This is a genomic window from Sorangium sp. So ce1153 (assembly GCF_051521595.1).
Lineage (GTDB): Bacteria > Myxococcota_A > Polyangia > Polyangiales > Polyangiaceae > Sorangium.
In genome coordinates this window covers 8,781,378-8,805,488 of record NZ_CP150361.1, presented here as the reverse complement: position 1 = coordinate 8,805,488, position 24,111 = coordinate 8,781,378, and the positions used below count along the sequence as shown (strand labels likewise).

Here is a 24,111-nt window from a genome sequence, read left to right as displayed (position 1 = left end):
TCGGCACGCCCATGCCGAGAACTTCCCTTGCCGCCGCGCGGCGGCGGCACCGGATGCCGGACGAGCGCTCCGGCCTTTCGCGTCGTAGGCTCGAGGCCGTGAGCGCGGCGTCGCCGGAACCCGTCCCGCCCGACGCCCTGCCCGGGCAGCGCGCCGCGCCCGACCTCCTGTCGCACCGGCCGGCGCTGCGGGTCGACGCGCGGGCGGTCAAGGAGTCGCTGACGTTCGCGTTCGCGGGCGGCGCGCCCGGGGGAGCGATCGATCGGCACGTCGAGTCGGCGTCGCTGCCCGCGTCGACGTGGGACCCGACCCGCTTCGCGCAGCACGTCTTCCTCCAGGAGCTCATCGTGGGCTGCCTGCACTTCACGAGCGACGGTCGCACGTACATCCCGAGCCCGGCGCTGCTCGGCCGCGCCCTCTCCCGGCCGCCGAGCGACCGCGACACAGTCGAGCTCCGGCGCGACATCTTCCGGGAGCTCACCGGCTCGGAGGTGCTGCGCCGCGATCTCACGGGCGCGTACGCGGCGCTCCGCCGCTGGGTGGGCCAGCTGGAGACGATCTCCATCTCGCGCCGGGAGGGCAGCCGGCGCCGGCTGGACATCCTCGCCGCCACGAAGGAGGCGATCGACGCGCTCGCCGACGGGTTCGCGGGCGCGCGCTCCGGCCTCGCCCGGCTCCCGGCGTTCGGCGCGGCGGTGCGCGAGACCGAGGCGTACCGCCGCCTCGCGGACCTGCTCGCGTACGACGAGGAGCTCGCGACGCTGGATGTCCGCATCCGCGTCGGCTCCGACGGCCACGTCCGCGACCTCCGCGCCCTGGCGATCCGCGAGAACGACGAGAACCGCTTCTACAAGTCGCCGCTCGGGCGCGTGGTCACGAAGCTCGTGATGCTGTGGCGGGGGTACCGCTTCAGCGAGGACGAGCTGCTCATCCGCTACGTCAACAGCGTGTTCGAGGGCCTCGAGGACGAGCTCGTCGCGCTGGTCCAGCTGCTCGGAGATCTCGAGTTCTACCTCGCCGGCCTCGCGCTGCGCGAGCGCGCCCGCGCGGCCGGGCTCGCCGTCTGCCTGCCCGAGCTCGCCTGGCCAGGCGGCCCCGAGATCGCCCGGCCAAGCGGCCCGCGCGACGAGGCCCCTGGGCGCGAGCTCAAGGGGCTGTTCAACCCGCTCCTGCTCGCGAGCTCGGCGAGCATCGTCCCGTGCGACATCGCGACCGAGCACCACGACGCGACCGTCATCGTGACCGGGCCCAACTCGGGGGGGAAGACGCGGCTGCTCGAGGCGCTCTCGCTCGCGCAGATGCTCGGACAGGCGGGCTTCTTCGTGCCGGCGGCGGAGGCGCGCCTCTCGCCGTGCCACGGGCTCTTCGTGTCGCTGATCGAGCAGGCGCAGGCCGACCAGAGCGAGGGCCGCCTCGGGATGGAGCTCCTGCGCATCCGGTCGCTGTTCGAGGCGATGCAGGTTGGCGACATGGTGGTGCTCGACGAGCTCTGCTCCGGCACGAACCCCTCCGAAGGGGAGGAGATCTTCCAGCTCGTGATCTCGCTCCTCTCGGAGCTCCGCCCTCAGGCCTTCATCACGACCCATTTCCTGGAGCTCGCGGCGCGGCTCGAGCGGGAGCGGCCGGTGGATCGGCTCGTGTTCCTGCAGGTCGAGCTCGATGCGCAGCAGTGGCCGACGTACCAGTTCGTGGGCGGGGTCGCCCGGACCTCGCTCGCGCAGCGGACCGCGGCGCGCCTCGGGGTCACGCGCGAGGAGCTCGTCGCGCTGGTCGAGCGCAGCAAGCGCGCGCACCGCCGGCGGGTCGAGCCCGGCTGAGCGCGCGGCACGGCGCGCTCGCCGCGGCTGGAAAAATCTGGTTGTATGCGCCGCCATGGAATATCGATCTCTTGGCAGAACGGGTCTCCGCGTCTCCTCGGTGAGCTTCGGGGCCTGGGCGATCGGGGGCACCTGGGGCGACGTGGACGACAAGGAGTCGCTCGCCGCGCTGCACCGGGCCGCCGACCGCGGCGTGAACTTCTTCGACACCGCGGACGTGTACGGCGACGGCCGGAGCGAGCAGCTGCTCGCGCGCCTGCGGCGGGAGCGGCGCGAGGAGATCGTCATCGCGACGAAGGCGGGCCGGCGGCTCGACCCGCACAACGCGGCCAGCTACAAGGAGCAGAACCTCACTGCCTTCGTCGAGCGCAGCCTGAAGAACCTCGAGACAGAGGCGCTCGACCTCCTCCAGCTGCACTGTCCCCCCACGGACGTCTATTATCGGCCCGAGGTGTTCGATGCGCTCGATCGGCTGGTGAAGGCGGGCAAGATCCGCTTTTACGGCGTCAGCGTCGAGCGGGTCGAAGAGGCGCTCAAGGCCATCGAGTACCCCGGTGTGCAATCGGTGCAGATCATCTACAACGTCCTCCGGCAGCGCCCGGCCGAGCTCTTCTTCCCGGAGGCGAAGCGCCGGCAGATCGGGATCCTGGCGAGACTGCCCCTCTCGTCGGGGCTGCTCACCGGGAAGATGAGCGCCGCGACGAAGTTCGCCGCCGACGATCACCGCAACTTCAACCGCGAGGGCGCGGCGTTCGACAAGGGCGAGACGTTCTCTGGCGTCGACTACAAGCTGGGCCTCGAGGTCGTCGAGGAGCTCCGCCCGCTCGTGCCGGCCGGCGTGAGCATGGCCGCCTGGACGATGCGCTGGATCTTGATGGAGGACGCGGTGACGTGCGTCATCCCCGGCGCGAAGCGCCCTGACCAGGTGGACCAGAACACGAGCGCCGCGGACCTGCCCGCCCTGCCGCAGGAGACGATGGCGAAGATCCGCGAGATCTACGACCGGCGGCTCCGGCCTGCGGTTCACCAGCTCTGGTGAGGCCTCGCGCCGGTAGGCTCAGAGGATGCGCGGCAGGAGCCACCCAGCGAAGGAGATCAGGGCGGCCGTGCCGAAGAGCGGCCCGAGCCCCCGGATCTCGAAATCGTCGATGAGCTTGTCGGTCGCGTAGAGGAGCACGGAGTTCACGACGAGGCCGAAGAAGAGATAAGCCAGGCCGAGCGTGAGGATGGCGGCGGGCAGGAGCGCCACCGCGACCAGGAACTTCACGAGCCAGCCGAGCAGGAGGTTGAGGAGCGTGAACACGGCGGCGACGACGACCGCCGTGCCGGTCTTGCGGATGCGCACGCCGGGCATGAGCTTCGTTCCGATGAGGACCGCGATGCCCGCGGCGAGTGCCTGGATGATGAGCGTCTTCATGACCACCTCCCTGGGCCGGCGCCGCTCGGGGCGGGCCGACGTTCGCCCGTTCTTGGTGACCCAGGCGCGGGCGGGGCGCAACCTCGCGCGGTGAGGGAGGGGCCTCGCCCCGTTCACGATGGATGGTTCAGGTGAGCAGCCGGGCAGCGGGTCGGCCGGGCTGCTGCGCGTCTCGCGCAGAGCGCGCCGGGGCGGCGCGGGCGATCTCGTTTCAGCCGTCGTTCCCGCTCACTGCTTCGGCTTGTCGCCGCCGAGCAGCTCGCCGATGGCGGGGGCGCCGCCCGGACCGAGGGCCTGGGTGCTCTCGATGAGGTGGATCAGGAACTGGCGGTTGTCCGTGACCGAGAGGTTCTGGAGCTCGAGCGCGCCGATGCGATCCTCCGGGGTGAAGTAGGCCTCCTCGACCTTCTCCATCGAGAGCTTGTGCGGCGCATAGGCCATGTAGTCCGCGCGCGTGTTGACGAGGCTGTAGTCGTCGCCGCGGCGCAGCTCGAGCGTGACCTCGCCGGTCACGCCGGGCGCGATCCAGCGCGAGAGCGCGTCCTTCAGCATCATCGCCTCCGGGTCGTACCACTTGCCCTCGTAGAGCAGGCGGCCGAGGCGACGGCCCTGGGTGAAGTACACGTCGAGGGTGTTCTCGTTGTGAATGGCGGACAGGAGCCGCTCGTACACGGCGTGGAGGAGCGCCATGCCGGGCGCCTCGTAGATGCCGCGGCTCTTCGCGTCGATGACCCGGTTCTCGATCTGGTCGCTCATGCCGAGCCCGTGCCGCCCGCCGATCCGGTTGCACTCGACGAACAGGTCGAACAGGGAGTTATAGCGCTTGCCGTTGATGGTCGTCGGGACGCCGCGCTCGAAGCCGAGCGTCACCGTCTCGGCCTCGATGGCGACCTCCGGCCGGAACGAGGCGACGCCCATGATCGGCTGGACGATCTTGATCCCTGTGTCGAGGCGCTCGAGGTCCTTCGCCTCGTGCGTCGCGCCGAGCACGTTGGCGTCGGTGCTGTACGCCTTCTCCGTCCCCATGCGGTAGGGCAGCCCGTGGCGCTCGAGGTACTCGCTCATCTCCTTGCGCCCGCCGAGCTCCCCCACGAACTTCGGGTCGAGCCAGGGCTTGTAGATCTGGAGCGAGGGGTCGACGAAGATGCCATAGCGATAGAACCGCTGGATGTCGTTGCCCTTGTGCGTGCTGCCGTCGCCGAAGACGTGGACGTCGTCCTCGCGCATCGCGCGCACGATCGCGGTCGTGGTCACCGCGCGGCCGAGCGGCGTGGTGTTGAAGTACTTCTTGCCGCCCGTCGAGAGGTGGAAGGCGCCGCACTGGATGGCGAGGATGCCCTCGCGCACCAGCGCCTCGCGACAGTCCACGAGCTTCGCGGAGACCGCGCCGTGCTGCAGGGCGATCGGCGGGATGTCGCCGGGGGAGTCCTCGTCCGGCTGCGCCAGGTCGGCGGTGTACGCGTGCACCTTGAGCCCGTTGCGCGACAGCCACGCCACCGCGCAGCGCGTGTCGAGGCCGCCCGAGAACGCGATGCCGAGGTGGGTGCCGGCCGGGGGGAGGGAACGGAAGATCCTGCTCATGGCGGCGCAGCATAGTCGCAACGCCCGCGGACACGCGAGCGTAGATCGTGGGGCAGGGGAGCGGCGGAGGGCGCCGGCGGCGAGCGTGCTCGCCGGCGCGAGGCGGCGCGGGGCGGGGCTCATCGGACTAGGATGGCGGACACCGTCTCACGCAACCCTCCTTGCCGATTGAGGTGCAGCCCATGCCGAAGCTGTCGTACGTCGAGATCGCCCGGATCGAGGAGCGCCGGCTGGCGCTCGCCACCTCTTCCGTGGTCGCCTGCGCGGAGCCCATCGCGGGCGGGTGGATGGCCTTTGATGGAGACGGCTCCTGGGGCAACTTCGCCGTGGGGCTCGGGCTCGACGGCCCCGTCGCCGGCGAGGAGCTCGATCGTCTCGTGGCGTTCTACACGACGCGCGGCGCGGAGCCGCAGATACAGGTCTGCCCCTTCGCGCACGAGTCGCTGGTGCGCGGCCTCGCCGAGCGCGGGTTCGTCCTGCGCGAGTTCGAGAACGTGCTGGCGCGCGAGATCGCGCCGGACGAGGAGCTCCGCGCGCTTTCGCCGCGCGGCGGCCCCGCGGGGCTCGAGATCGTGCGCGTCGATCCTGGCGATGAAGCGCAGGTCCGGGTGTTCATCGAGATCGCGACGAGCGGCTTCCGGCCTGCCGACGAGCCGATCGTACCCGCGCTCTTCGACATCACCCGCCGCGTCGTCGTGCACCCCCGCTGCGACTCGTATCTGGCGCTCGTCGATGGCGAGCCCGCCGGCGGCGGCAGCGTGGAGCTCGCCGGCGGCGGCGCCGCGCTCTTCGGCGCCTCGGTGCTCCCCCACTACCGCGAGCGCGGCATCCAGCAGGCGCTCATCGTCCGCCGGCTGGAGCGGGTGCGCGAGCGCGGATGCGACCTGGCGTGCATCAGCGCGAGCCCCGGCATCCCCACGGAGCGCAATGCCATGCGGCTCGGTTTCTTCATGGCGTACAGCAAGGGTGTTTTTGTGCGACAACGCGAGAGTCCACAGGGCTCAACCTGAGCGCTCTGTAGCGTCCTGGATCGACGCCGCGCATTTGCAGACGTGCAGCTCCGTCCTTTCAAAAATGAAATAACCGCCCTGGACATCCATTCGAAATGCCCGATAGCGGCGGAACCAACCCATGGCATGCCCGATGCTAATAAAGCACTCAGCGTCGCTGGCGTGGCCTTCCCCCCCCAAGGCCCCGGCGGCGCTTTTTCATTTTGTGGCCTGAACCGGTCGTGTTCAGCGCTCTGCTGAAGACAACCTCCTCTGGCCCGGATCACCCGACTCCAAAGCTGCGCGGGGCCGCCGGAGAGGGAGCCCGCCGCGCGGCGCGCGGCGCGCGGCGCCGGGCCGCTATCGAGCGGGTCACGAACGAGACCACGGTAGGCTCCCGGAGAGGGAGTCTCCGCGTCGCGCGGCGGACTCCCTCCCCGGCGGCCGAGCCCCCCGGAGCCCCCTCCGAACCCCGCCCGCTCTACCGCTCCCCGCTTACCGCCCGCCGCTCCTGCGCAGCTCGGTGACGGCGTTCCGCACGAGCCGGAGCCCCACGTTGTCGTCCTGCGACAGGATCGACTCGGGGTGGAACTGCACCGCCGCGACCGGCAGCTCCGCGTGCTCGATCGCCATCACGACGCCGTCCTCGCTCTCGGCCGTGACCTTCAGGGAGGAGGGCAGCGCGTCCCGCAGCGCATACAGCGAGTGATAGCGCCCCGCGCGGAACTCGCGCGGCAGCCCCTCGAAGAGGCGCCCCCCGAGCACGCGGACCTTCGAGGCCTTGCCGTGCATCGGGTAGTCGAGGATGCCGAGCTTGCCGCCGAAGTGCTCGACCATCCCCTGCAGCCCGAGGCACACGCCGAAGACGGGCAGCCGCCGCTCGAGCAGCGCCGAGAGCGTCCCCGAGAGATCGAAATCGCTCGGCGACCCAGGCCCGGGCGACAGCACCACCAGGTCCGGCGCGTACGCGTCGAGCTCGCTGTGCGGGAAGCCGGCGCGGAGCGTCACCACCTCGGCGCCCGTCTGCCGGAGGTAGTTGGCCAGCGTGTGCACGAACGAGTCCTGGTGATCCACGAGCAGGACCTTGAGCCCGCCCCCCACCGCGCTGATCGCCGCGGGCGCCTGCGCGGGCACGCCCCGCGGCCTCCGGATCGCGTCGAGCAGCGCCGACGCCTTCACGTGCGTCTCGCGCTCCTCCTCGTCGGGATCGGAGTCGTAGAGCAGCGTCGCGCCCACCCGGACCTGAGCCACGCCGTCCTTGACCCGGATCGTGCGCAGCGTGAGCCCCGTGTTCATGCTGCCGTCGAAGCCGACGATCCCGACCGCGGCCCCGTACCAGGCGCGCGGCGAGCGCTCGTGGTCCTCGATGAACTGCATGGCCCACGCCTTCGGCGCCCCCGTGACCGTCACCGCCCAGGTGTGCGCCAGGAACGCGTCCAGCGCGTCGAAGCCCTCGCGCAGCCGGCCCTCGATGTGATCGACCGTGTGGATCAGCCGCGAGTACATCTCGATCTGCCGGCGCCCGATCACCCGGACGCTCCCCGGCACGCAGATGCGGGACTTGTCGTTGCGATCGACGTCCGTACACATCGTGAGCTCCGACTCGTCCTTCGCGGACGCGAGCAGGCGCGCGATCTGCGCCGCGTCGGCGATCGGGTCGCTGCCGCGCGGGATCGTGCCCGAGATGGGGCAGGTCTCGACGCGGTCGCCCTCGACGCGCACGTACATCTCGGGCGAGGCGCCGACGAGGTACTCGGCGTCGCCGAGGTTCATCAGGAAGCCGTAGGGCGCCGGGTTGCGCTCGCGCAGCCGGTAAAACAGCTCCGTCGGCGCGACAGGGCACGGCTCGTACAGCGTCTGGCCCGGGACGACCTCGAACAGATCGCCCCGCTTGAAGGACTCGCGCGCGACCCGGACGAGATCGGCGTACTCGCCCGGCGCGTACTCGTTCTGCGGCGCGCGATCGGCGCCGACGTAGGCGCGCGCCGCGCCCTCGCGCGGCAGCCCGTCGGTCGAGCGATCGCCGCACGTGAGCTCGTAGCGCGTGCGCGTCGCGCGCTCGCGGCGGTGGTCGACGGCGACGATCTCGTCGGGCAGGTAAAGGACGAGATCCCGCTGGTCGGCCGGGCGCTCGAGGCGGAGCCGGATCGGCTCGAACTGGAAGGCGAGATCGTACGCGAACGCGCCGTAGAGCCCGAAGAGCGGGTCGCCCGGGGTCCTGAAGACCTCGATGAGCCGCCGCAGCACCGAGAAGATCGACGGCTGGCGGCTGCGCAGCTCCTCGGGCACCCGCTCCCCCGGCGGCCTGACCGCGCCGACCACCTCGTCCCCGCGGCGCTCGACGCCCGCGACGGCGTCGAGGTCCCGGAGCGCCTCGTCGATGGCCGGCAGGATCACGCGCCCGCGCTCGTTCAGCGCCGTGAAGCGGAAGTCGCGGCCGCGGGAGACGAGCACGAGCGGCGGGTCGATGAACCCGATGTCCCAGCGCGTGTACCGGCCGGGAACCTCGTAGCTGGACGCCAGGACGACGCCGAGGTGGCTGTCGAGCGCCTCCACGATGGGCTGGATCGCGCCGTCGACGGCGAGGTCCTCGACGACCCGCCGCACCGCGACTCCCTTCCGCGTAACGTTGCTCTCTCGTTTCAAGACCGCGTCTCCTCCTGCGCGGCGAGTATATGCGGTGCGGCATGCGCCCGGCACCGGCTTCTTCGCCGCGGGCAAGTGTTCGTCAGGCACGTCCTCCGCGCGGCGCCCTCGTCGAACGCGGGCCCGGCGCGGACGCTCGGGCGTCCACGGCGCGCTCCGCGAGGTACACGGCGCGGAGCAGCGGGAAGCTTTTGACGAGGACCTCCTCGTACTCGGCCTCGGGGCTCGACTCCGCGACCACCGCGCCGCCGCTGCCGAAGCTGACCCCCTCGCCGTCGGCGACGAGGGTCCTGATGGCGATGTTCATGTCCATCGGGCCCTCGAAGGCGAGGTACCCGATCGCGCCCGTGTACACGCCGCGCGCGCGCCGCTCGAGCGCGTCGATGATCGAGATCGTCCGGTGCTTCGGCGCTCCCGTGATCGAGCCGCCGGGGAAGCACGCCTCGAGCGCGTCGAGCGCGTCGCGGCCCTCGCGCAGCGCGCCCGTGATCACCGCGGAGAGCTGGAGCAGGGTCGCGTGCTCGGTGATCCGCTGGAGCTGCTCGACCGCGATCGAGCCCATCGCGCAGACCCGGCTGAGGTCGTTGCGGACCAGGTCGACGATCATGAGGAGCTCGGAGCGATCCTTCTCGCTCGTCTCGAGGTCGCGGCGCAGCGCCTGCGTCTCCGCCTCGGTGGCGCCCTTCGGCCGCGTCCCCTTGATCGGCTCGCTGCGGACCCGCCGCGCCCGATCGACCGAGAGGAACCGCTCCGGCGACGACGAAAGCACCGCGCCCGCCGGCAGCCTGAGGTAGGCCGAGAACGGCGCGGGGTTCGTGCGGCGCAGGACGCGGTAGAGGGCGAACGGGTCCAGCGAGGTGCGCACGTGGAACTCGTTGGTGAGGCACACCTCGTACGTCTCGCCGTCGTGGATCCCGGCGAGGATGGCCTCGACGGCGTCGAGGTGCTCCCGGCGCGAGAGCCGCTGCGAGGGCGCGACGCGGTCGGCGAAGCCCTCCGGGACCGGCGGGAGGACCGGCTCGGCGAGGTCCGGGAGCTCGCGCAGCCGCGCCGCGATCTCGTCCAGCCATGAATCGGACGTGGGCGACGCGGGCGACGAGGACGGCGAGGGCTCGCCCGCTCCGATCGCGCACGCGTACACGGCGCGCTCGACGTGGTCGAAGGCGAGGAGCCGCCGCGCGACCATCATCGCGCTGTCCGGGAGCGCGCGGCGCGGGTGGGCGGACGCGCCGAAGCCGAGGTGCTCCTTGAGCTCGTAGCCGAGGTAGCCCACGAGGCCGCCGGTGAAGTGGAACGGCAGGCCGCTCGGCTCGAGCGACACCGCCGCGAGCTCCCGCCGGAGCGCCGCGAAAGGGCTCCCCTCGGACACGGCCGGGGTGAGGCGCTCTTCCGAGCTCCCGCCGCTCCAGCGCATCACCGTGGCGCCGTGGCTCTCGATGGCCTCGACCGCGCTCCCCATGAACGAGAAGCGCCCGTCGCCGCCGGGAGCGCTCGAGTCGAGCCAGAACGCATAGGGAGCCGCGGAGAAGAGCCCGGCGAACGCCCGCTCGGGATCGACCCAGGGGAGCCGGAGGTGGCGCACGCGGCCGCGCCCCCGCGCGCCCGCCAGCGCGCCCCCGGCCAGCGCCGGAGCCCGCCGGGCGCGCGCCGCATGAGCGGCGATCTCGCGGAAATTGCTGAGGATTTGCCGGCCGTGCTCGGTGCCGATCGACTCGGGGTGGAACTGCACGCCGTGGAAAGGCCGGCCCTTGATCCGGAGGGCCATGATGAGCCCGTCGCCGCGCGTCCGCGCGGTCACCTGGATCTCGGCCGGGAGGTCGTCGTCATCGACGATGAGGGAGTGGTAGCGCACCACCTTGAACGGGCTGGGCACGCCGAGGAACAGCCCGGTGCCGTCGTGCTCGACCTCCGCGACCTTGCCGTGCATCACCCGCGGGGCGTGCCGGACGCGCGCGCCGAACCGCGCCGCGAGCCCCTGGTGGCCGAGGCAGACCCCGAGGATCGGCGTGTCGGTCAGCGCCTCGATCACCTCCGCGCAGACGCCGAAATCAGCCCGGCGCTCGGGGCGGCCAGGGCCGGGCGAGATGACGATGCTGTCGATCTCCAGGTCCCTGATCTCGGCGAGCGAGAGGCTGTCGTTCCTGACGATGATCGGCTTCTCGCCGTTCACCTCCCAGAGGTACTGCCCGAGGATGTGGGTGTACGAGTCGTAGTTGTCGATCAGGAGTGTCTTCACGGCGAAGCTCCCCTGGGGGCCCGCGAGGACGCGGTCAACGTGGGCAACGTGGGCAACGCAGGCGGTACGGGCGAGCCGGCGCGGGCGAGGCGCCCGGGCAGCGGCCCTCGCCTCAGGGGCGGATGATGGCGGCGAGCATGGCCTGGAGCTTGAGCTGCGTCTCCACCAGCTCGGCCTCGGGGCTGGAGCCCGCGACCACCCCGACGCCGGCGACCATCCGGGCGCGCGCGCCGTCGACCGTGGCGCTGCGGATGCCGATGAACCAGTCGCCGTCGCCGCGGGCGTCGACCCAGCCCACGAGCCCCGCGTAGAGCCCGCGCCGGATCCCCTCGTGCGCGACCAGCCAGGCCTCCGCGGCGCCGCGCGGCGTGCCGCAGACGGCGGGCGTCGGGTGCAGCCGCGCGGCCAGCGTGAGCGCGTCCGGCGCCGTCTCCCTGAGCTGGCCGTGGATCGACGTGCCGAGGTGCATCACGTTGCGGAGGCTCAGGATCGACGGCTCGCTCGGGACGTCGAGCGACGCGCACTCCGGCCCGAGCGCCGCGGCCACGGCCTCCACCACGAAGCGGTGCTCGCGCTGGTCCTTGGCCGACTTCCGCAGGACCTCCGAGAACCGGCGGTCGGCGTCGACGTCGGCGGAGACCGCGTAGGTGCCGGCGAGCGGGTGCGAGGAGACCGCGCGCGCGCGGCGCGAGAGCAGGAGCTCCGGGCTCGCGCCGAGGAAGCCGTCGAAGTGGAAGATCGCGCACGAGGGGTACAGCGCGGTCAGGCGGCGGAGGACCTCCTCGACGACGATGGGCCGGTTCGCCTCCACGTCGACCGCGCGCGCCACCACGACCTTGGAGAGATCCCCGCGCTGGATGTCCGCCACCGCGTGCGCGATGCGCGCGCACCACTCGTCGTGGGGGAGCGCCGACCTCAGCGTGAAGCTGTCGGGCGAGCGCCGGTGGGCTTCGGCCCGCGCCCGCTCGAGGTGCGGCGCGGGGGCGGCGCCCTCGCCGATGGTGGTGACCCACGCGGTCCCGTCGGGCGCCATGCCGACGAGCTGGGCAGGCACGATGAGCGCGGCCGGCTCCGTCCGATCGAAAGGAAGCGCGCCGAGCGCCACCGGGCCGCAGCCCGGTCGGCCCACGGCGTCGGCGGCGCCGATCGACGAGAGCACCTCCCGGATCCACGCCACGCCGCCCTCGACGCCGTGCGGCAGCTCCAGGCGGGCCGCCACCCCGTGCGCGATCAGCTGCGCGCTGGGGTGCATCCAGACGCGCGCGTCGTCCCCCGCGAGCGCCGAGACGCCGCCGGGCAGCCTCGCGAGCGTGTCGGCGTCGAGCCGGATGGTGCGGGCGACCAGCCGCGCTGCCTCGCGCGGGGCATCGGCCGAAGAGGAGAACGTCAGGGGAGTCATGCACCGCCGTGCGCAGGCCGGTTTGAGCTCGTCCTGCTCGGCAGGAACAGTCTGGAGCCAGCAGGCCAAGCGCCCGCGGCGCCATGCCGGATCGCGAGCGCCGGCCGCGCAGCGTCGGCTCTACCGCCTCCGGATGGGCTCCGCAAGCGCAAAGCAGCCTGCGGAAGACGCACGCTGGACGGATCTAGCCGTGGAATCGCGCCGCAGAGATCGCGCGATGCGCGCCGCCTCGCCGACTGCTTGCCGCGAGCTTGCCGCGCGCCTGTCCACGCATGAGCCCGGGGATCTGTCGCGGAGCGGCGGTGCGATCCCTTGCCCCGGAGCGCGCATCTGTTCGATGCTGCCGCGGGCCTCACCCGTCGCGGCGCTCGTGAGCGGCGCGTCTCGATGTACCGAGTGCCCCCGGGCACGCGGAAACCCTCGGAACAGAGCTCAGAAAGGATCCTGCGATGGACCTGACTCCGCAGCACGACCTCCGCGCCCTCCGCACCACGGCGCTGGTCCTCTTCGTCGTTGGCCTGTGCGCCTGCCGCGGCGGCGAGAAGAGCCCGCCCGCGGGCGAGAGCCGCCCTGGCGCCGCCCCGACGGCGACCGCGGCCGCGGTCGCGGAGGCGCCGGGCGAGAAGGTGATCAAGCTGCAGCCCCCCGCGGTGCCGAACGCCGCCGAGGCGAAGAAATACGCCGGCAGCAAGCTCAAGTATTACAGCGAGCCGCTGGGCGTGGGCGCCGAGCTCGACAAGGTGATGGTCAAGCAGTTCCAGCAGGACACCGGCATCGAGGTGACCATCATCCCCCGGCCCAAGGACGCGACCGAGACCTACGCTGTCTATCAGCGCCTGTTCCAGGCGCAGTCCGGGGACGTGGACGTCATGATGCTGGACGTCATCTGGCCCGGCGCCTTCGCCCAGAACCTCGTCGATCTGAAGGAGAAGCTCGGCGAGGCGGCGAAGCAGCACATCGAGAGCATCGTCCAGAACAACACGATCGACGGAAAGCTCGTGGCGATGCCGTGGTTCACCGACTTCGGCCTGCTCTACTCCCGCACCGATCTGCTGGAGAAGTACGGCTTCCAGAAGCCGCCGGAGACGTGGGACGAGCTCGAGCAGATGGCGAAGAAGATCCAGGAAGGCGAGCGGGCGAGCAACCCGAACTTCCTCGGGTTCGTCTGGCAGGGCAAGGCCTACGAAGGGCTGACCTGCAATGCGCTGGAGTGGATCGCCTCGCACGGCGGCGGCGCGATCATCGAGGGCGGCAAGATCACCGTGAACAACCCGGGCGCCCAGAAGGCGCTCGCGCGCGCCAAGGGCTGGGTGGGCTCGATCTCCTCGGCCGGCGTGACGAGCTACGAGGAGGAGGACGCCCGCAACACGTTCCAGGGCGGGAACGCCGCCTTCATGCGCAACTGGCCGTATGCCTACGCCGCGGGCAACGCGGAGAAGTCGCCGATCAAGGGGAAGTTCACCGCGGGCCCGCTGCCGCACGAGCCCGGCCAGAAGAGCTCGGGCACCGTCGGCGGATGGCAGCTCGCCGTCTCGAAGTTCTCGCCGCAGAAGGACGCGGCCATCGAGCTCGTGCGCTACCTGACGAGCCCTGAAGCGCAGAAGTTCCGCGCGACCGCCGGCTCGTTCATCCCGACGATCCCGTCGGTGCAGCAGGACGCGGAGGTGGTGAAGTCGCTGCCCTTCCTGGCGAACGCGAAGGACATCGCGCTCGTGCCGCGCCCCTCGAACACCACCGGCGCCCGGTACAACGAGGCGTCGATCGCGTTCTTCCAGGGCGTCAGCCAGGTCCTGCAGGGCAAGGATCCGAAGGAGGTGCTCGGGCAGGTGGAGCAGCGCCTCACGCGCGCGCTCCGGTGATCCTCCTGTGAACGCTCGGCCGTGCCGGCCGCGTGGAGGCGCCTCGACCCTCCCGCGGCCCGCGCGCCGCTCCCGAGCCCCCGGCCACACCACTTCGCGAGGACGGATGATCTCATGAGCACGCCGGCGAACATCAAGTCCACGAGCGCCACGAGCGCGGCGGCCCGCGCCGACAGCACGTCGTTCGAGGCGCGGCGCCGGCGGCGCGCCTGGCTGTTCCTCCTGCCGACGCTCGTCGTCGTCGCCTTCATCGCGCTCTATCCGCTCGCCGAGACGTTCTACCTGAGCTTCACGAACGCGCGCCTCGGCACCGGGGAGCCCGCCAGGTTCGTCGGAGCGCAGAACTACGCGGACCTCGCGCAGGACAGCTATTTCCACGACGCCGTCCTGCTCACGGTCCTCTTCACGGTCGTCACCGTGCTGAGCGAGCTCGCGCTCGGGCTCGCCGTCGCGCTCGTCGTGAACTCCCAGTTCAAGGGGCGCTCGGCGGTGCGCGCGGCCATGCTCATCCCCTGGGCCATCCCGACCGTCATCTCCGCCCAGATGTGGAAGTGGATGTACAACGACGTCTACGGCGTCTTCAACGACCTCCTCGTCCACCGGCTCGGCGTCCTGGACCGCAACGTCGCCTTCGTCGCCGATCCCGACGTGTCCTTCTGGGCGGTGGCGCTCATCGATATCTGGAAGACGACGCCGTTCATGGCGCTCCTCCTGCTCGCCGGGCTGCAGCTCATCCCGAGCGATCTCTACGAGGCCGCGCGGGTCGACGGCGCGACGGCGCTCCAGCAGTTCACCCGCATCACCCTGCCGCTCCTCAAGCCCTCGATGCTCGTCGCGCTCATCTTCCGCACGCTCGACGCGCTCCGGGTCTTCGACGTCTTCTTCGTCATGTTCGGCAACCGGCCGGACATGCAGACCATGGCGACGTACGCCCAGCAGACCCTGGTCAGCATCTCGAACATCGGCTACGGCTCGGCGGTCTCCGTCGCGCTCTTCTTGATCATCGCGGTGTTCATCATGATCTATCTCGCGGTGTTCCGCACCGAGGAGGCGTGAGATGAGCGCCTCTCCGCGCGACTCAGGGGCGCGTCGCTCGCCGGGACAGGGCGCCTTGCGGGCCCTGTTCTACGTGCTCGTCGCCTCGATTGTCGTGTTCACCGTCTTCCCGTTCGTCTGGGCGTTCATCTCCTCGATCAAGCCCGACGACGAGCTCTTCACGACCCCGGTCCGCTACTGGCCCGGCCGCGTGACGCTCGACAACTACCGGCTCGTGCTGGAGAACGGCGAGTTCCAGACGGCGCTCCTCAACAGCGTGATCGTCGCCGTCTCGGTCACGGCGGTGTCGCTCGCCGTCGGCTCCCTGGCGGCCTATGCGCTCGGGAGGTTCCAGTTCCGCGGGCGCAGCGTGGTGCTCTACACGGTCCTGGCGATGACCATCTTCCCGCAGATCGCCGTCCTCGGCGCCCTGTTCGAGATGATCAACTTCTTCAAGCTCTACAACCAGCTCCCCGCGCTGATCTTGACGTACCTCATCTTCACCCTCCCCTTCACCGTGTGGGTGCTGACCGGCTTCCTGAAGGCGATACCGCGCGAGGTCGAGGAGGCGGCGTACGTCGACGGCGCGACGCCCTGGCAGGTGTTCACGAAGATCATGCTGCCGCTCTCGGTCCCCGGGATGGCGACGACCGGCATCCTCGCCTTCATCGCCGCCTGGAACGAGTTCCTCTTCGCGCTCTCCTTCACCCAGACGCCGGACAAGCGCACGGTGACCTACGCGATCCAGGCGTTCTCGACGTCGACCAGCGGGGTCTACGAGATCCCCTGGGGGCAGACGATGGCGGCGTCCATCGTCGTGACCGTGCCGCTCGTGGTGCTGACGCTGGTCTTCCAGCGGCGCATCCTCGCGGGGCTCACGGCCGGCGCGGTGAAGGGCTGAGCCGCGCGGCGGGGGCGGCAGGTCACGCGCGCCCCCACGGGAAGCGGAGCCAGCGAGGGCCGTAGACGGCGCCGAGATCGCGCAGCCCCGAGAGCAGCACGCCCGCGGCCATCGCCGGCAGGATCACGCGGAGGAGCAGCGGCGCCTCCCAGCGGGAGAAGCCGGTGGGGGCGAGCGACCACCGCCAGAGCTCGGGGAGGAGATGGGCGAGGGCGCCTCCGTAGATGATGCCCATCACGGCGTGCATCACCCGCTCTCCCGCGTAGACGCCGCCGAGCGGCCTGCGGACCGAGTCCTCGACGACGAAATCGCGCAGCGTGATCGCGATCTCCGCGAGGAGGAGCGCCGCGAGCCCCCACGCCGCGAGCCCCTCCCAGCGCACGAAAGGCAGCGTGGCGAAGAGCACCGCGTACAGGAGGTCGCGGACGCCGTGCAGGAGCAGCTCGGGCGCGGTGCCGGGCACGCCGCCGGGCAGGCGCGCGCGCCACTCGTGGTAGTAGAGCGTGTCGAAGGCGCCGAGCGCCCCCTGGACGGCGAGGAGGACGAGCGCCGTGATCATGCGCCCTCGCCGGCGCGCGCGGAGGGCGTCGCGCCTTCGCCAGCGCGCGCGGAGGGCGTCGCGCCCTCGCCGGCGCGCGCGGTCGCGCCCTCGCCGGCGCCCGTGACGCGCCCTTCGTACGAGACGAGCAGCCCGGCGATGGGCGCGAAGATCCGCACGTCGACATGCACCTCCTCGCTCGCTGCCTCGGCGCGCCCCTCGACCCTGGGAGCGAGCCACCGGGGCAGCGGCAGCCCGAAGCCGCGCAGCCCGAACGTCGAGCCGACCTGCTCGAAAACGAGCGCTCCGCCGTCGGCGCGGAGCCGGAACCAGCACTGGACGAGGCCGAGCGCCTCCACCAGCAGATCCCCCGAGCGCCACTGCGACGAGCGGAGCAGGCGAGCCCCGAACGTGCGGATCCACCGCTCGCCGTCGGCCGACGGCTCGACGACGAGCGTCACGGCCACGTCCTCCGCGGCCTCGGGCATGCGCAGCAGGGCGGCGAGCAGGCGCGCCGCGAGGCCGCGACCGCGGCGCACGCGGAAGCGGCCGCGAGCGCGCGCGCCGCCCGCGTGGAGGCGCTGGACCGGCAGCGCGAGAGCGGCCCACGCGGCGCCGAGGAGGGCAGGGTAGAGGGCAGGCATCGGAGCATCGCGCCTCGCTGGCTCAGGCCGTGGGCGCGCCTCGCGCGAGGGCTCTGCGTATCGACGACGCACGACGCGCGACGCGCGACGGCGAGGGTCAGCCGTCCTCCGGGAGCATCTCGCGCGGCAGCGCGGGGCTCCTCGGGGCGACGGCCGCGTCGGCCAGGTCGCGGACCTTGACGAGGATCGCCTGCTCCGCGTCGCTCTCCGCCTCCTCGCAGAGCGACCGGATCTGCCAGAGCAGCTTGCGCGTGCGCCGCAGCTCGAACACGAGCCATCGGGTCTCCGGCCGCGCCTCCAGCGGGTGACGCTCCAGCTCGACCTCGATCTCGCGGATGCGCTCCTCGATCTGCTCACCCGTCGGAAAGATGCGGCCGTTCCCGTGACAGTCCTTGCACAGGTAGGGTCCGGAGTCCGTGTTGATCTCGCCTTCGCCGTAGCAGCTCGCGCACGTGATCAGATCGTAGGAGTTCATGGCCGGCACTCTATCCGATCCTGCGGCTGCCGGAGGCAGCGCAGCTGCGCCCGGCGCGCGAGGGCGCCGAGGACGCGCGAGCGCGCGCCTGGAGCCCGCGCTTCCTTGGCGCCCGCGCGCGCCGCAGCGACGCCGCGGGCGCGGCGCTCGCGGCCGTCGTCTTCGTGGCTCGTGGCTCGTGGCTCGTGGCGCTATCGATCGCGGCCGCGGTGCGCTATCGAGCGCGGGACGTTGAGGACGCTCCTTCACGAAGCGCGCCGAGCGCAGCGGCAGCCCGAGATCGCGGGCCTGGCCGGCAGCGGACCTGGCCCGGCGCGCGATCGCGGCGCCCTGGCCCAAGCTCGCCGCGGTCCGCGCGTCCTACCTCCGCTTGCGTCGTTCCTTGCGATAATGGGAGGCCTCCCGTGACCTGCCCTCGTCCCTCGCGCTGGGGCGCGCTCTGCGTCCTCGCCCTGTGCGCCGTGTCCCTCGGCTCGCCACGCGTCGCCCAGGCCGCCCCGCCGTACCCGCGCCTCGCCGTCCACCGGGCGCCGTCGGCAGAGGGCTGTCCCGACGCGCTGTCGCTGGCGGCAGCGGTCGAACTCCTGATGAAGCAGCCCGCCCTCGACCCGGTGAGCTCCCCCGCGAGCGCCGGCGGCGGCCCGGCGGCCCCCGGGGGCGATCCAGCGAGCGCGGGAAACGATCCGGCGAGCGGCGCCGCGGCGGCGACTATCGGGGGCCCTTCGGGCGGAGCCGCGGCGGCGAACACCGGCGCGCCCTCGAGCGCCGGGGCCCCTTCGGGCGGCGCGGCGGCGGCGAACACCGGCGCGCCCCCGAGCGCCGCCCCTGCTGCAGCCGCCATTCCGCCTTCGAACGGCGCCGGTGCAGTCAGCGGCGCGCCTCCGGGCGCCGTCGCCCCGGCGAGCGCCGGCGGCGCCGCGCCCGAGTACGAGGTCCACTTCCTCCGCACCGAGTCCACCTACACCGCGATCCTCCAGGCCGGAGGCCGCGCCCGGCAGCTCTCGTCGGAGCCAGGGGCGGCCTGCGACGAGCTCGTCGGGGCGCTGGCGCTGACGATCGCCATCCTGCTCGACAGCGAAGCAACCCCGGCGACCACGCCGGCCCCTGTCGCGCCGGCCCCTGTCGCGCCCGCGCCGGTCCTGCCCGCGCCCGCGCCGCCGCCCCCGTCGCGTCCGGCGCCGGGCTGGGACGTCTCGGCCGAGCTAGGCGCCGCAGGGACCGTGGGCGTCCTCGACCCCCTCCAGCCGGCCGTCATGGGCGAGCTCTCGCTCCGGCGCCGCGCCTGGTCGGCCGGCCTCGGCGCCGTGTGGCTGCCGCGCCAGGAGATCGACGTCGTGCCAGGCGCCGCTTCGATCGGGCTCGTCGCCGCGGCTGCGCGCGGCTGCGCGACGATCACCGGCGAGCTCGACGGCTTCCGGCTCTCGGCCTGCGCGGCCTCGCTGCTCGGCGCCGTCCACGGCGCGGGCAAGGGGCTCGCCACGGATCGCCAGGCCTCCGCGCCCTGGTTCGCCGTCGGCGGCTCGGCCATCGCCGAGGGACCTCTGTTCGGCACGCGCGCGCTGGGCTGGTCCGCGCGCGCGACGCTCCTCGTGCCGGTCGCGCGGGCGCGCTTCACGGTCGACCGCCGCTCCGGCAGCGAGGCCGGCGCGCCCGTGACGACGGAAGCCGTGCTCGACCCCTCGCCGGTGGGGTTGCTCGTCGGCCTGGGCGCCCGCGTTTCGATCTTCTGAGCCCGCGTGTCGATTTTCTGATGGCCCGGGAGGAGACCCTCCACAGACGGGGTGAGCATGACGAGAAGCGGCAGGACAGAATGACCTTCGGGGAGGTCTATGCGCAGCATTTTCGGTTCGTGTGGCGATCGCTGCGCCGGCTCGGCGTGCCCGAGAGCGACGCCGCCGACGCGGTCCAGGACGTGTTCCTGGTCGTCCACCGGCGGCTGCCCGAATTCGAGGGTAGGTCAAAGATTACTACCTGGCTTTACAGCATCTGCTTTCACGTCGCCCGCGACCGGCGCAAGCTCGCGCACATGAGGCGTCGCAGCCACGACGACGAGCCGCTGCTCGACTGCCCCGACGACAGGGCCGACGTCGGCGCCCAGGCGGAGCGGCGGCAGGCGATCGCGATGCTCGAGGTCATCCTCGACGAGCTGCCCCTCGAGCAGCGCGCCGTGTTCACGCTCTTCGAGCTCGACGGTATGGGCGGCGAGGAGGTCGCGGAGCTGCTCGACGTCCCGCTCGGGACCGTCTATTCGCGCCTCCGCCTTGCGCGGGACGCGTTCCGCCGCGCCGTCGCGCGCCTGAACGCGCGCGACCAGTTCCGCGTGGGCGGGCCCCAGGTCACGAAGTCGCAGCCCGTGCTGAAGGCGGCGGCCGTCGACGCCGGGATCTCGGCCGTGGAGCGCGCGCCTGCCGCGCTGGGGCCCTCGTCGAATGTCCTCCCTCTGCCCGGGGTCGAGCGGCAATCCGTCTGGAAGCGCGCGGGAGGGGAGCGATGAGCGATCCCTTGCGCTGGCTCGACGCCGAGGTGAGCGCCCTCGAAGCAGAGCGCGAGCTCCTTCGCGCAGCTCCGCCGGTGGACCCACCCGACGGCGAGCAGGAGCGGATATGGGCCGCGATGGCCGCGCAGATCGGCATCGCCGCCGGGGCGGCCTCTCTCGGCGGGGCTCAGGGCGCCGGGGGAGGGGCGCTCTCGGGCAACGCGGTCGGCGCGGGGAACGCGGTCGGCGCGGGCAACGCGGTCGGCGCGGGCAACGCGGTCGGCGCGGGGAACGCGGTCGGCGCGGGCAATGCGGTCGGCGCGGGCAACGCTGCGGGCGCGGCCGCGGCCGGCGCTGGCAACGCTGCGGGCGCGGCTGCGGCAGGCGCGGGCAAGGTCGCCGCCGCCGCGGCTGCGGGCAAGGCGGCGGCGGTCGTCACGGGAGGCGGGAGCCTCGCCAGCGCTGCCGGGGTCGCGGGCGCTGCCGGCGCGGCGGGGATCGTGAAATCGATGCTCCTCGGCGCGGCCGGCGGGGTCCTGTTCCTCGCCGGCTACGCGGTCGTGGTCCCGTCGGCCGAGGCGCCGCCGGCGCAGGTCGTCGAGGCCGCGCCGGCCGACGCCCCGCCGGTCGTCGCGCCCGCGGCGCAGCCGGCGAGCCGGAAGCCGGTCGCGGACGCGGGGGCGGCGGCGCCTGTCGAGGCGCCTCGACAGGTCGTGGCGGCGCGGCCAGTGGCGGCGCCGCTGCCGGAAAGGGCCGTCGTGCCGGCCTCGCGCCGCGTGACCGCGGCGCCCGCGCCCCCCAGGCCGGGCGCGCCGCGGCCAGAGCGCGCCGAGAGCGCGCCGCCTGCGGCTGCGCCAGCGGCGGACGGCACGGACGCCGCGCCCGCGCTGGAGGCGGACAGCACCGGCGCAGCGCCAGCGGCGGAGACCGCAGGCGCCCCGCTCGGCGCGGACGGCGCGTCCAGCCCGGCGGCCCTGCGGGAGAGCCGGATGCGCGAGGAGCTGAAGCTCCTCGGTGACGCGCGCGCGGCGCTCCGGGGCGGCGACGCCGCCGGCGCGCTGAGGATCATCGAGCAGGCCCGGCTCCGCTTCCCGGGCGGCGCGCTGGCGCAGGAGCGGGAGGCGCTCACCATCGAGGCGCTCTGGCACAGCGGCCAGCGCGCGGCAGCGGCGCAGCGCGCGTCGGCGTTCCTCCTCGCCTATCCCTCGAGCCCCCACGTCTCTCGCCTCCAATCCTTCACCCACTAGAGAGGGGGGCGCCCGCTTCGGATACGGGCCCATCTCGACGTTTTCGGTGCTCGGCGTCCTTTCGTACGCCTGCGCGCCGAAAACGCCGATCTGGGCCCGTCTCCTGTGCGGGCGCCCCCCTCTCTGCGACGGCGGAGCAGTAAAGAGAGATAGGGGGTCGGGGCTAAGGGGAGAGAGCGCCGCCGGGGGCCGTGGACGCTGTGTCGGCTGCATTCCGTATGGTCAAGGGATCTTTGTTTGAGGCACTCCGAGATGCTCGGGGGCGGATACGTGCGCCATCGAGAGACGCGATGGGCGGGGGGCGCGGAGGGTTGTTGGGGGAGATGCTTTTTTTGAAATGGGAAGGTGGTCGAGCGCCCATTCACGCTCTGTCATAGCCGGTCTTCGGCGGCGCGCTCGTCGGCTCCGCTCAAGGAGGGATCATGTCATTCAAACTCTCACGAACCTTGTCGCCGTGCCTCGTCCTGGGCGCCATCGCGCTCACAGCATGTAAGGTGGATGTGTCTCTCGGCGGGGCAGGGGCCAGCTCGAGCTCGGGAGTCGGCGGCGCCGGGGGCGCAGGCAGCGGGGGCACGGGCGGCATCGACCCCAGCACCAGCGTCACCAGCAGCGCCACGGGCATAGGAGGCTGGGAGCCGCCGGAGTTCACGCCGGACAAGGTCGACCTCCTGTTCGTGATCGACAACTCCGGCTCGATGGCGGACAAGCAAGAAGTCATGCGCCTGGCGCTCGCCGACTTCGTCTCCGGCATGACCAACCCGACCTGCGTGGACCCGACCGGCTCCCCGGTGAACGAGCAGCCCTTGAGCGGGCTGAGCGCATGCCCGGAAGGCTCGCTACGTGTGCGCACCCCCGTGAACGACATGCACATCGGCGTCATCAGCAGCAGCCTCGGCGGCCACGGGTCAGGCGCCTGCCCGCAGGCTACGTCCCGCTCGAATGTGGATATGGCCCACCTCCTTGCCCGCTCCAATCCGGACGGGGAGAACGATCTGCCGACCTACCAGGACAGGGGCTTTCTCGTGTGGGACGCGACCGGGAGCCACGATCCCGCAGGGGACTCCGATCCGGTCGCGCTCGCCACCAAGCTCGGCAACATCGTGCAAGGGGTCGGGCAGGTAGGGTGCGGCTTCGAGGCGCCCCTCGAGAGCCTCTATCGCTTCCTCGTCGATCCCGAGCCGTACCAGACGATCTTCGTCCAGTCGGACGTCGCCGTGCCGGAAGGGATCGACCAGACGGTCCTGCAGCAGCGGAAGGACTTCCTCCGGCCGGACTCGCTCCTGCTCATCGTGATGCTCTCCGACGAGAACGACTGCTCGATCAGGGAGGAAGGCAGGAACTTCCTCGTCGCCGAGACGAGGAACGGCTTCCGGATGTGGCGGCCGCGGAGCGAGTGCGCCACCGATCCGAACAATCCGTGCTGCAGATCCTGCTCTCAGGATCAGAGCGGCTGCCCCGTGGACCCGACCTGCGCCGGCGCTGACGGCTTCCCCGCCAGGCTGTCCCAGGAGGAGGACCCGGTGAACCTGCGGTGCTGGGACCATAAGCGCCGCTTCGGGTTCGACTTCCTCTACCCGATCGAGCGGTACACCCAGGCGCTCTCGTCGCCCACCGTGCTGGACCGGAGCGGGAACCTCGTGCCGAACCCGATCTTCTCCGACCTCGATCCCGAGGACGACAACTCGCGGACCCGCGGGCCCCAGCACATCGTGTTCACCGGCGTCGTCGGCGTGCCGTGGCAGGACCTCGCGCGCCTGAACGCGAACGGCCAGCCCGATCTGCTGGACGGGCTCAATCAGGACGGCCTGCCGGTCGGCGGCAACAAGAGCGCCGCGGAGCTCGGCGATCCGCTGCCCGGGGGCAGCGTCAGCAGCACCTGGCGGGTCATCCTCGGCGATCCGGCGAGCAACGTCTCGCCCGCGGATCCGTTCATGGTCGAGTCGAGGGCACCTCGGTCGGGCGCGAACCCGATCACCGGCGATCACACCGTCCCGCCGTCCGCCACGGGATGGAACGCGATCAACGGCCGCGAGTACACGATCCCGCAGGGGAGCACTGGAGATCTCCAGTACGCTTGCATCTTCAACCTCCACGAGGAGCGTGTGTGCGACGAGATGGCCCAGAGCTGCGACTGCAGAAGCATCATCGGCCAGACCAACGACAGCCCGCTTTGCGAGCCTGAAAGCGGGAACGATCCGGAGGACCCCCTGCCCCGGACCACGACGCAGGTCAAGGCCAAGGCCTACCCGGGCATCCGCGAGCTGCAGCTGATCCAGAGCCTCGGCGATCGCGGCGTCGCCGGCTCGATCTGCCCGGCGCAGATCGAGGACGCCTCCTCGCCCGACTACGGCTATCGGCCGATCATGAACTCGGTGCTCGACCGGCTCTCCACCGCGCTCTGAGCGCGACGGCGAACGACCGAAGCGACCCGTGCACGGGGCGGCGCGCTGCATGCAGGCGCCGCCCCGGCGCACAAGGGGCGAGGACCTCCGCGCATGAGGTCCGCCGATCCTCCAGCCAGACCGTTGGCACAACCGAGCCACGGCGAGACATCGCGATCGCGGTGCCCGCGCCGGGGACCGCGAGCTCCGCGCGAAATCCTGCGGTTTCCAGTGGCACCGAAGCTGCTTGAAGGCGGACGGGAGCGCGGGACGCCGCTCCTGGACGCTCCGCGGGCGAGCGCAGACCCCACCAGCTCAGGCGGTGGTCTCGACGATCGCACCGGCGGCGCTTCCCTCGGCGGCGCCCGCGCGCCAGGTTTGCCGCGCGGCCGCCCGTCCGGGGGCCGCAGCGGGGTTCGGACAGGTTCACTACGGAGGTTCTGATGCGCCACAAAGGACTGGCACTCTTG

The 24,111-nt window shown here is 72.1% G+C and carries 18 protein-coding genes; 10 read left to right on the top strand and 8 right to left on the bottom strand.

Annotation, left to right across the window (positions count from 1 at the left end; all coding sequences use genetic code 11):
* Nucleotides 1–98 precede the first annotated feature (98 nt).
* Both WME85_RS31655 and WME85_RS31650 read left to right on the top strand, forming a co-directional pair.
* Nucleotides 99–1,817 carry a MutS-related protein gene (locus tag WME85_RS31655; protein ID WP_437826730.1) on the top strand — a complete coding sequence of 573 codons (1,719 nt, stop codon included), beginning with the start codon at nucleotides 99–101 and terminating at the stop codon, nucleotides 1,815–1,817.
* A gap of 55 nt (nucleotides 1,818–1,872) precedes the next feature.
* Nucleotides 1,873–2,856: an aldo/keto reductase gene (locus WME85_RS31650; RefSeq protein ID WP_437826728.1), complete on the top strand. Its 984-nt coding sequence runs from the start codon at nucleotides 1,873–1,875 to the stop codon at nucleotides 2,854–2,856.
* 18 nt (nucleotides 2,857–2,874) lie between these two features.
* Here the strand turns inward: WME85_RS31650 and WME85_RS31645 are convergent, their stop codons facing one another.
* Nucleotides 2,875–3,234, bottom strand: coding sequence for a phage holin family protein (locus WME85_RS31645; RefSeq protein ID WP_437826726.1), 360 nt, complete (start codon nucleotides 3,232–3,234; stop codon nucleotides 2,875–2,877).
* Between the two features lie 228 nt (nucleotides 3,235–3,462).
* Entirely contained in the window at nucleotides 3,463–4,815 is a 1,353-nt protein-coding gene (argG, locus tag WME85_RS31640) for an argininosuccinate synthase (protein WP_437826725.1), read from the bottom strand.
* A gap of 182 nt (nucleotides 4,816–4,997) precedes the next feature.
* Between argG and WME85_RS31635 the strand changes: the two genes are divergently transcribed.
* Nucleotides 4,998–5,825, top strand: coding sequence for a GNAT family N-acetyltransferase (locus tag WME85_RS31635; protein ID WP_437826723.1), 828 nt, complete (start codon nucleotides 4,998–5,000; stop codon nucleotides 5,823–5,825).
* A gap of 474 nt (nucleotides 5,826–6,299) precedes the next feature.
* Here the strand turns inward: WME85_RS31635 and WME85_RS31630 are convergent, their stop codons facing one another.
* From WME85_RS31630 to WME85_RS31620, 3 genes are all read right to left on the bottom strand, one after another.
* Nucleotides 6,300–8,450 carry an anthranilate synthase component I gene (locus WME85_RS31630; RefSeq protein ID WP_437826721.1) on the bottom strand — a complete coding sequence of 717 codons (2,151 nt, stop codon included), beginning with the start codon at nucleotides 8,448–8,450 and terminating at the stop codon, nucleotides 6,300–6,302.
* Between the two features lie 82 nt (nucleotides 8,451–8,532).
* Nucleotides 8,533–10,686, bottom strand: a complete 2,154-nt coding sequence (locus tag WME85_RS31625) for a chorismate-binding protein (protein WP_437826719.1) — start codon at nucleotides 10,684–10,686, stop codon at nucleotides 8,533–8,535.
* 112 nt (nucleotides 10,687–10,798) lie between these two features.
* The gene (locus WME85_RS31620) at nucleotides 10,799–12,085 is read right to left on the bottom strand and encodes an isochorismate synthase (RefSeq protein ID WP_437826717.1); all 1,287 of its coding nucleotides are present in this window, start codon (nucleotides 12,083–12,085) and stop codon (nucleotides 10,799–10,801) included.
* Between the two features lie 449 nt (nucleotides 12,086–12,534).
* Between WME85_RS31620 and WME85_RS31615 the strand changes: the two genes are divergently transcribed.
* The 3 genes from WME85_RS31615 (at nucleotide 12,535) to WME85_RS31605 (ending at nucleotide 15,880) form a co-directional block, all read left to right on the top strand.
* Complete coding sequence (locus tag WME85_RS31615; RefSeq protein WP_437826715.1) at nucleotides 12,535–13,944, top strand: ABC transporter substrate-binding protein; 1,410 nt, start codon at nucleotides 12,535–12,537, stop codon at nucleotides 13,942–13,944.
* Nucleotides 13,945–14,058: 114 nt separating this feature from the next.
* Nucleotides 14,059–15,000, top strand: a complete 942-nt coding sequence (locus WME85_RS31610) for a carbohydrate ABC transporter permease (protein WP_437826713.1) — start codon at nucleotides 14,059–14,061, stop codon at nucleotides 14,998–15,000.
* A gap of 1 nt (nucleotide 15,001) precedes the next feature.
* Nucleotides 15,002–15,880 carry a carbohydrate ABC transporter permease gene (locus tag WME85_RS31605; protein WP_437826711.1) on the top strand — a complete coding sequence of 293 codons (879 nt, stop codon included), beginning with the start codon at nucleotides 15,002–15,004 and terminating at the stop codon, nucleotides 15,878–15,880.
* Nucleotides 15,881–15,902: 22 nt separating this feature from the next.
* Here the strand turns inward: WME85_RS31605 and WME85_RS31600 are convergent, their stop codons facing one another.
* The 3 genes from WME85_RS31600 to WME85_RS31590 form a co-directional block, all read right to left on the bottom strand.
* A complete protein-coding gene (locus tag WME85_RS31600) occupies nucleotides 15,903–16,439 on the bottom strand; it encodes a hypothetical protein (protein WP_437826709.1) in 537 nt (178 codons plus the stop codon).
* Nucleotides 16,436–17,062: a DUF4166 domain-containing protein gene (locus WME85_RS31595; RefSeq protein ID WP_437826707.1), complete on the bottom strand. Its 627-nt coding sequence runs from the start codon at nucleotides 17,060–17,062 to the stop codon at nucleotides 16,436–16,438. The genes WME85_RS31600 and WME85_RS31595 overlap by 4 nt, the downstream gene beginning before the upstream one ends.
* Nucleotides 17,063–17,159: 97 nt before the next feature.
* Nucleotides 17,160–17,537: a hypothetical protein gene (locus WME85_RS31590; protein WP_436622822.1), complete on the bottom strand. Its 378-nt coding sequence runs from the start codon at nucleotides 17,535–17,537 to the stop codon at nucleotides 17,160–17,162.
* A gap of 404 nt (nucleotides 17,538–17,941) precedes the next feature.
* Between WME85_RS31590 and WME85_RS31585 the strand changes: the two genes are divergently transcribed.
* From WME85_RS31585 to WME85_RS31570, 4 genes are all read left to right on the top strand, one after another.
* Nucleotides 17,942–19,267, top strand: coding sequence for a hypothetical protein (locus WME85_RS31585; RefSeq protein WP_437826706.1), 1,326 nt, complete (start codon nucleotides 17,942–17,944; stop codon nucleotides 19,265–19,267).
* A gap of 80 nt (nucleotides 19,268–19,347) precedes the next feature.
* Nucleotides 19,348–20,031, top strand: a complete 684-nt coding sequence (locus WME85_RS31580) for an RNA polymerase sigma factor (RefSeq protein WP_437826704.1) — start codon at nucleotides 19,348–19,350, stop codon at nucleotides 20,029–20,031.
* On the top strand, nucleotides 20,028–21,260 hold the full coding sequence (locus WME85_RS31575; RefSeq protein WP_437826702.1) for a hypothetical protein: 1,233 nt from the start codon (nucleotides 20,028–20,030) through the stop codon (nucleotides 21,258–21,260). Before WME85_RS31580 ends, WME85_RS31575 begins: the two co-directional genes overlap by 4 nt.
* Before the next feature lie 494 nt (nucleotides 21,261–21,754).
* Nucleotides 21,755–23,662 (top strand): hypothetical protein, encoded by a 1,908-nt coding sequence (locus WME85_RS31570; protein ID WP_437826700.1) that lies wholly within the window; start codon nucleotides 21,755–21,757, stop codon nucleotides 23,660–23,662.
* Nucleotides 23,663–24,111: the final 449 nt, after the last annotated feature.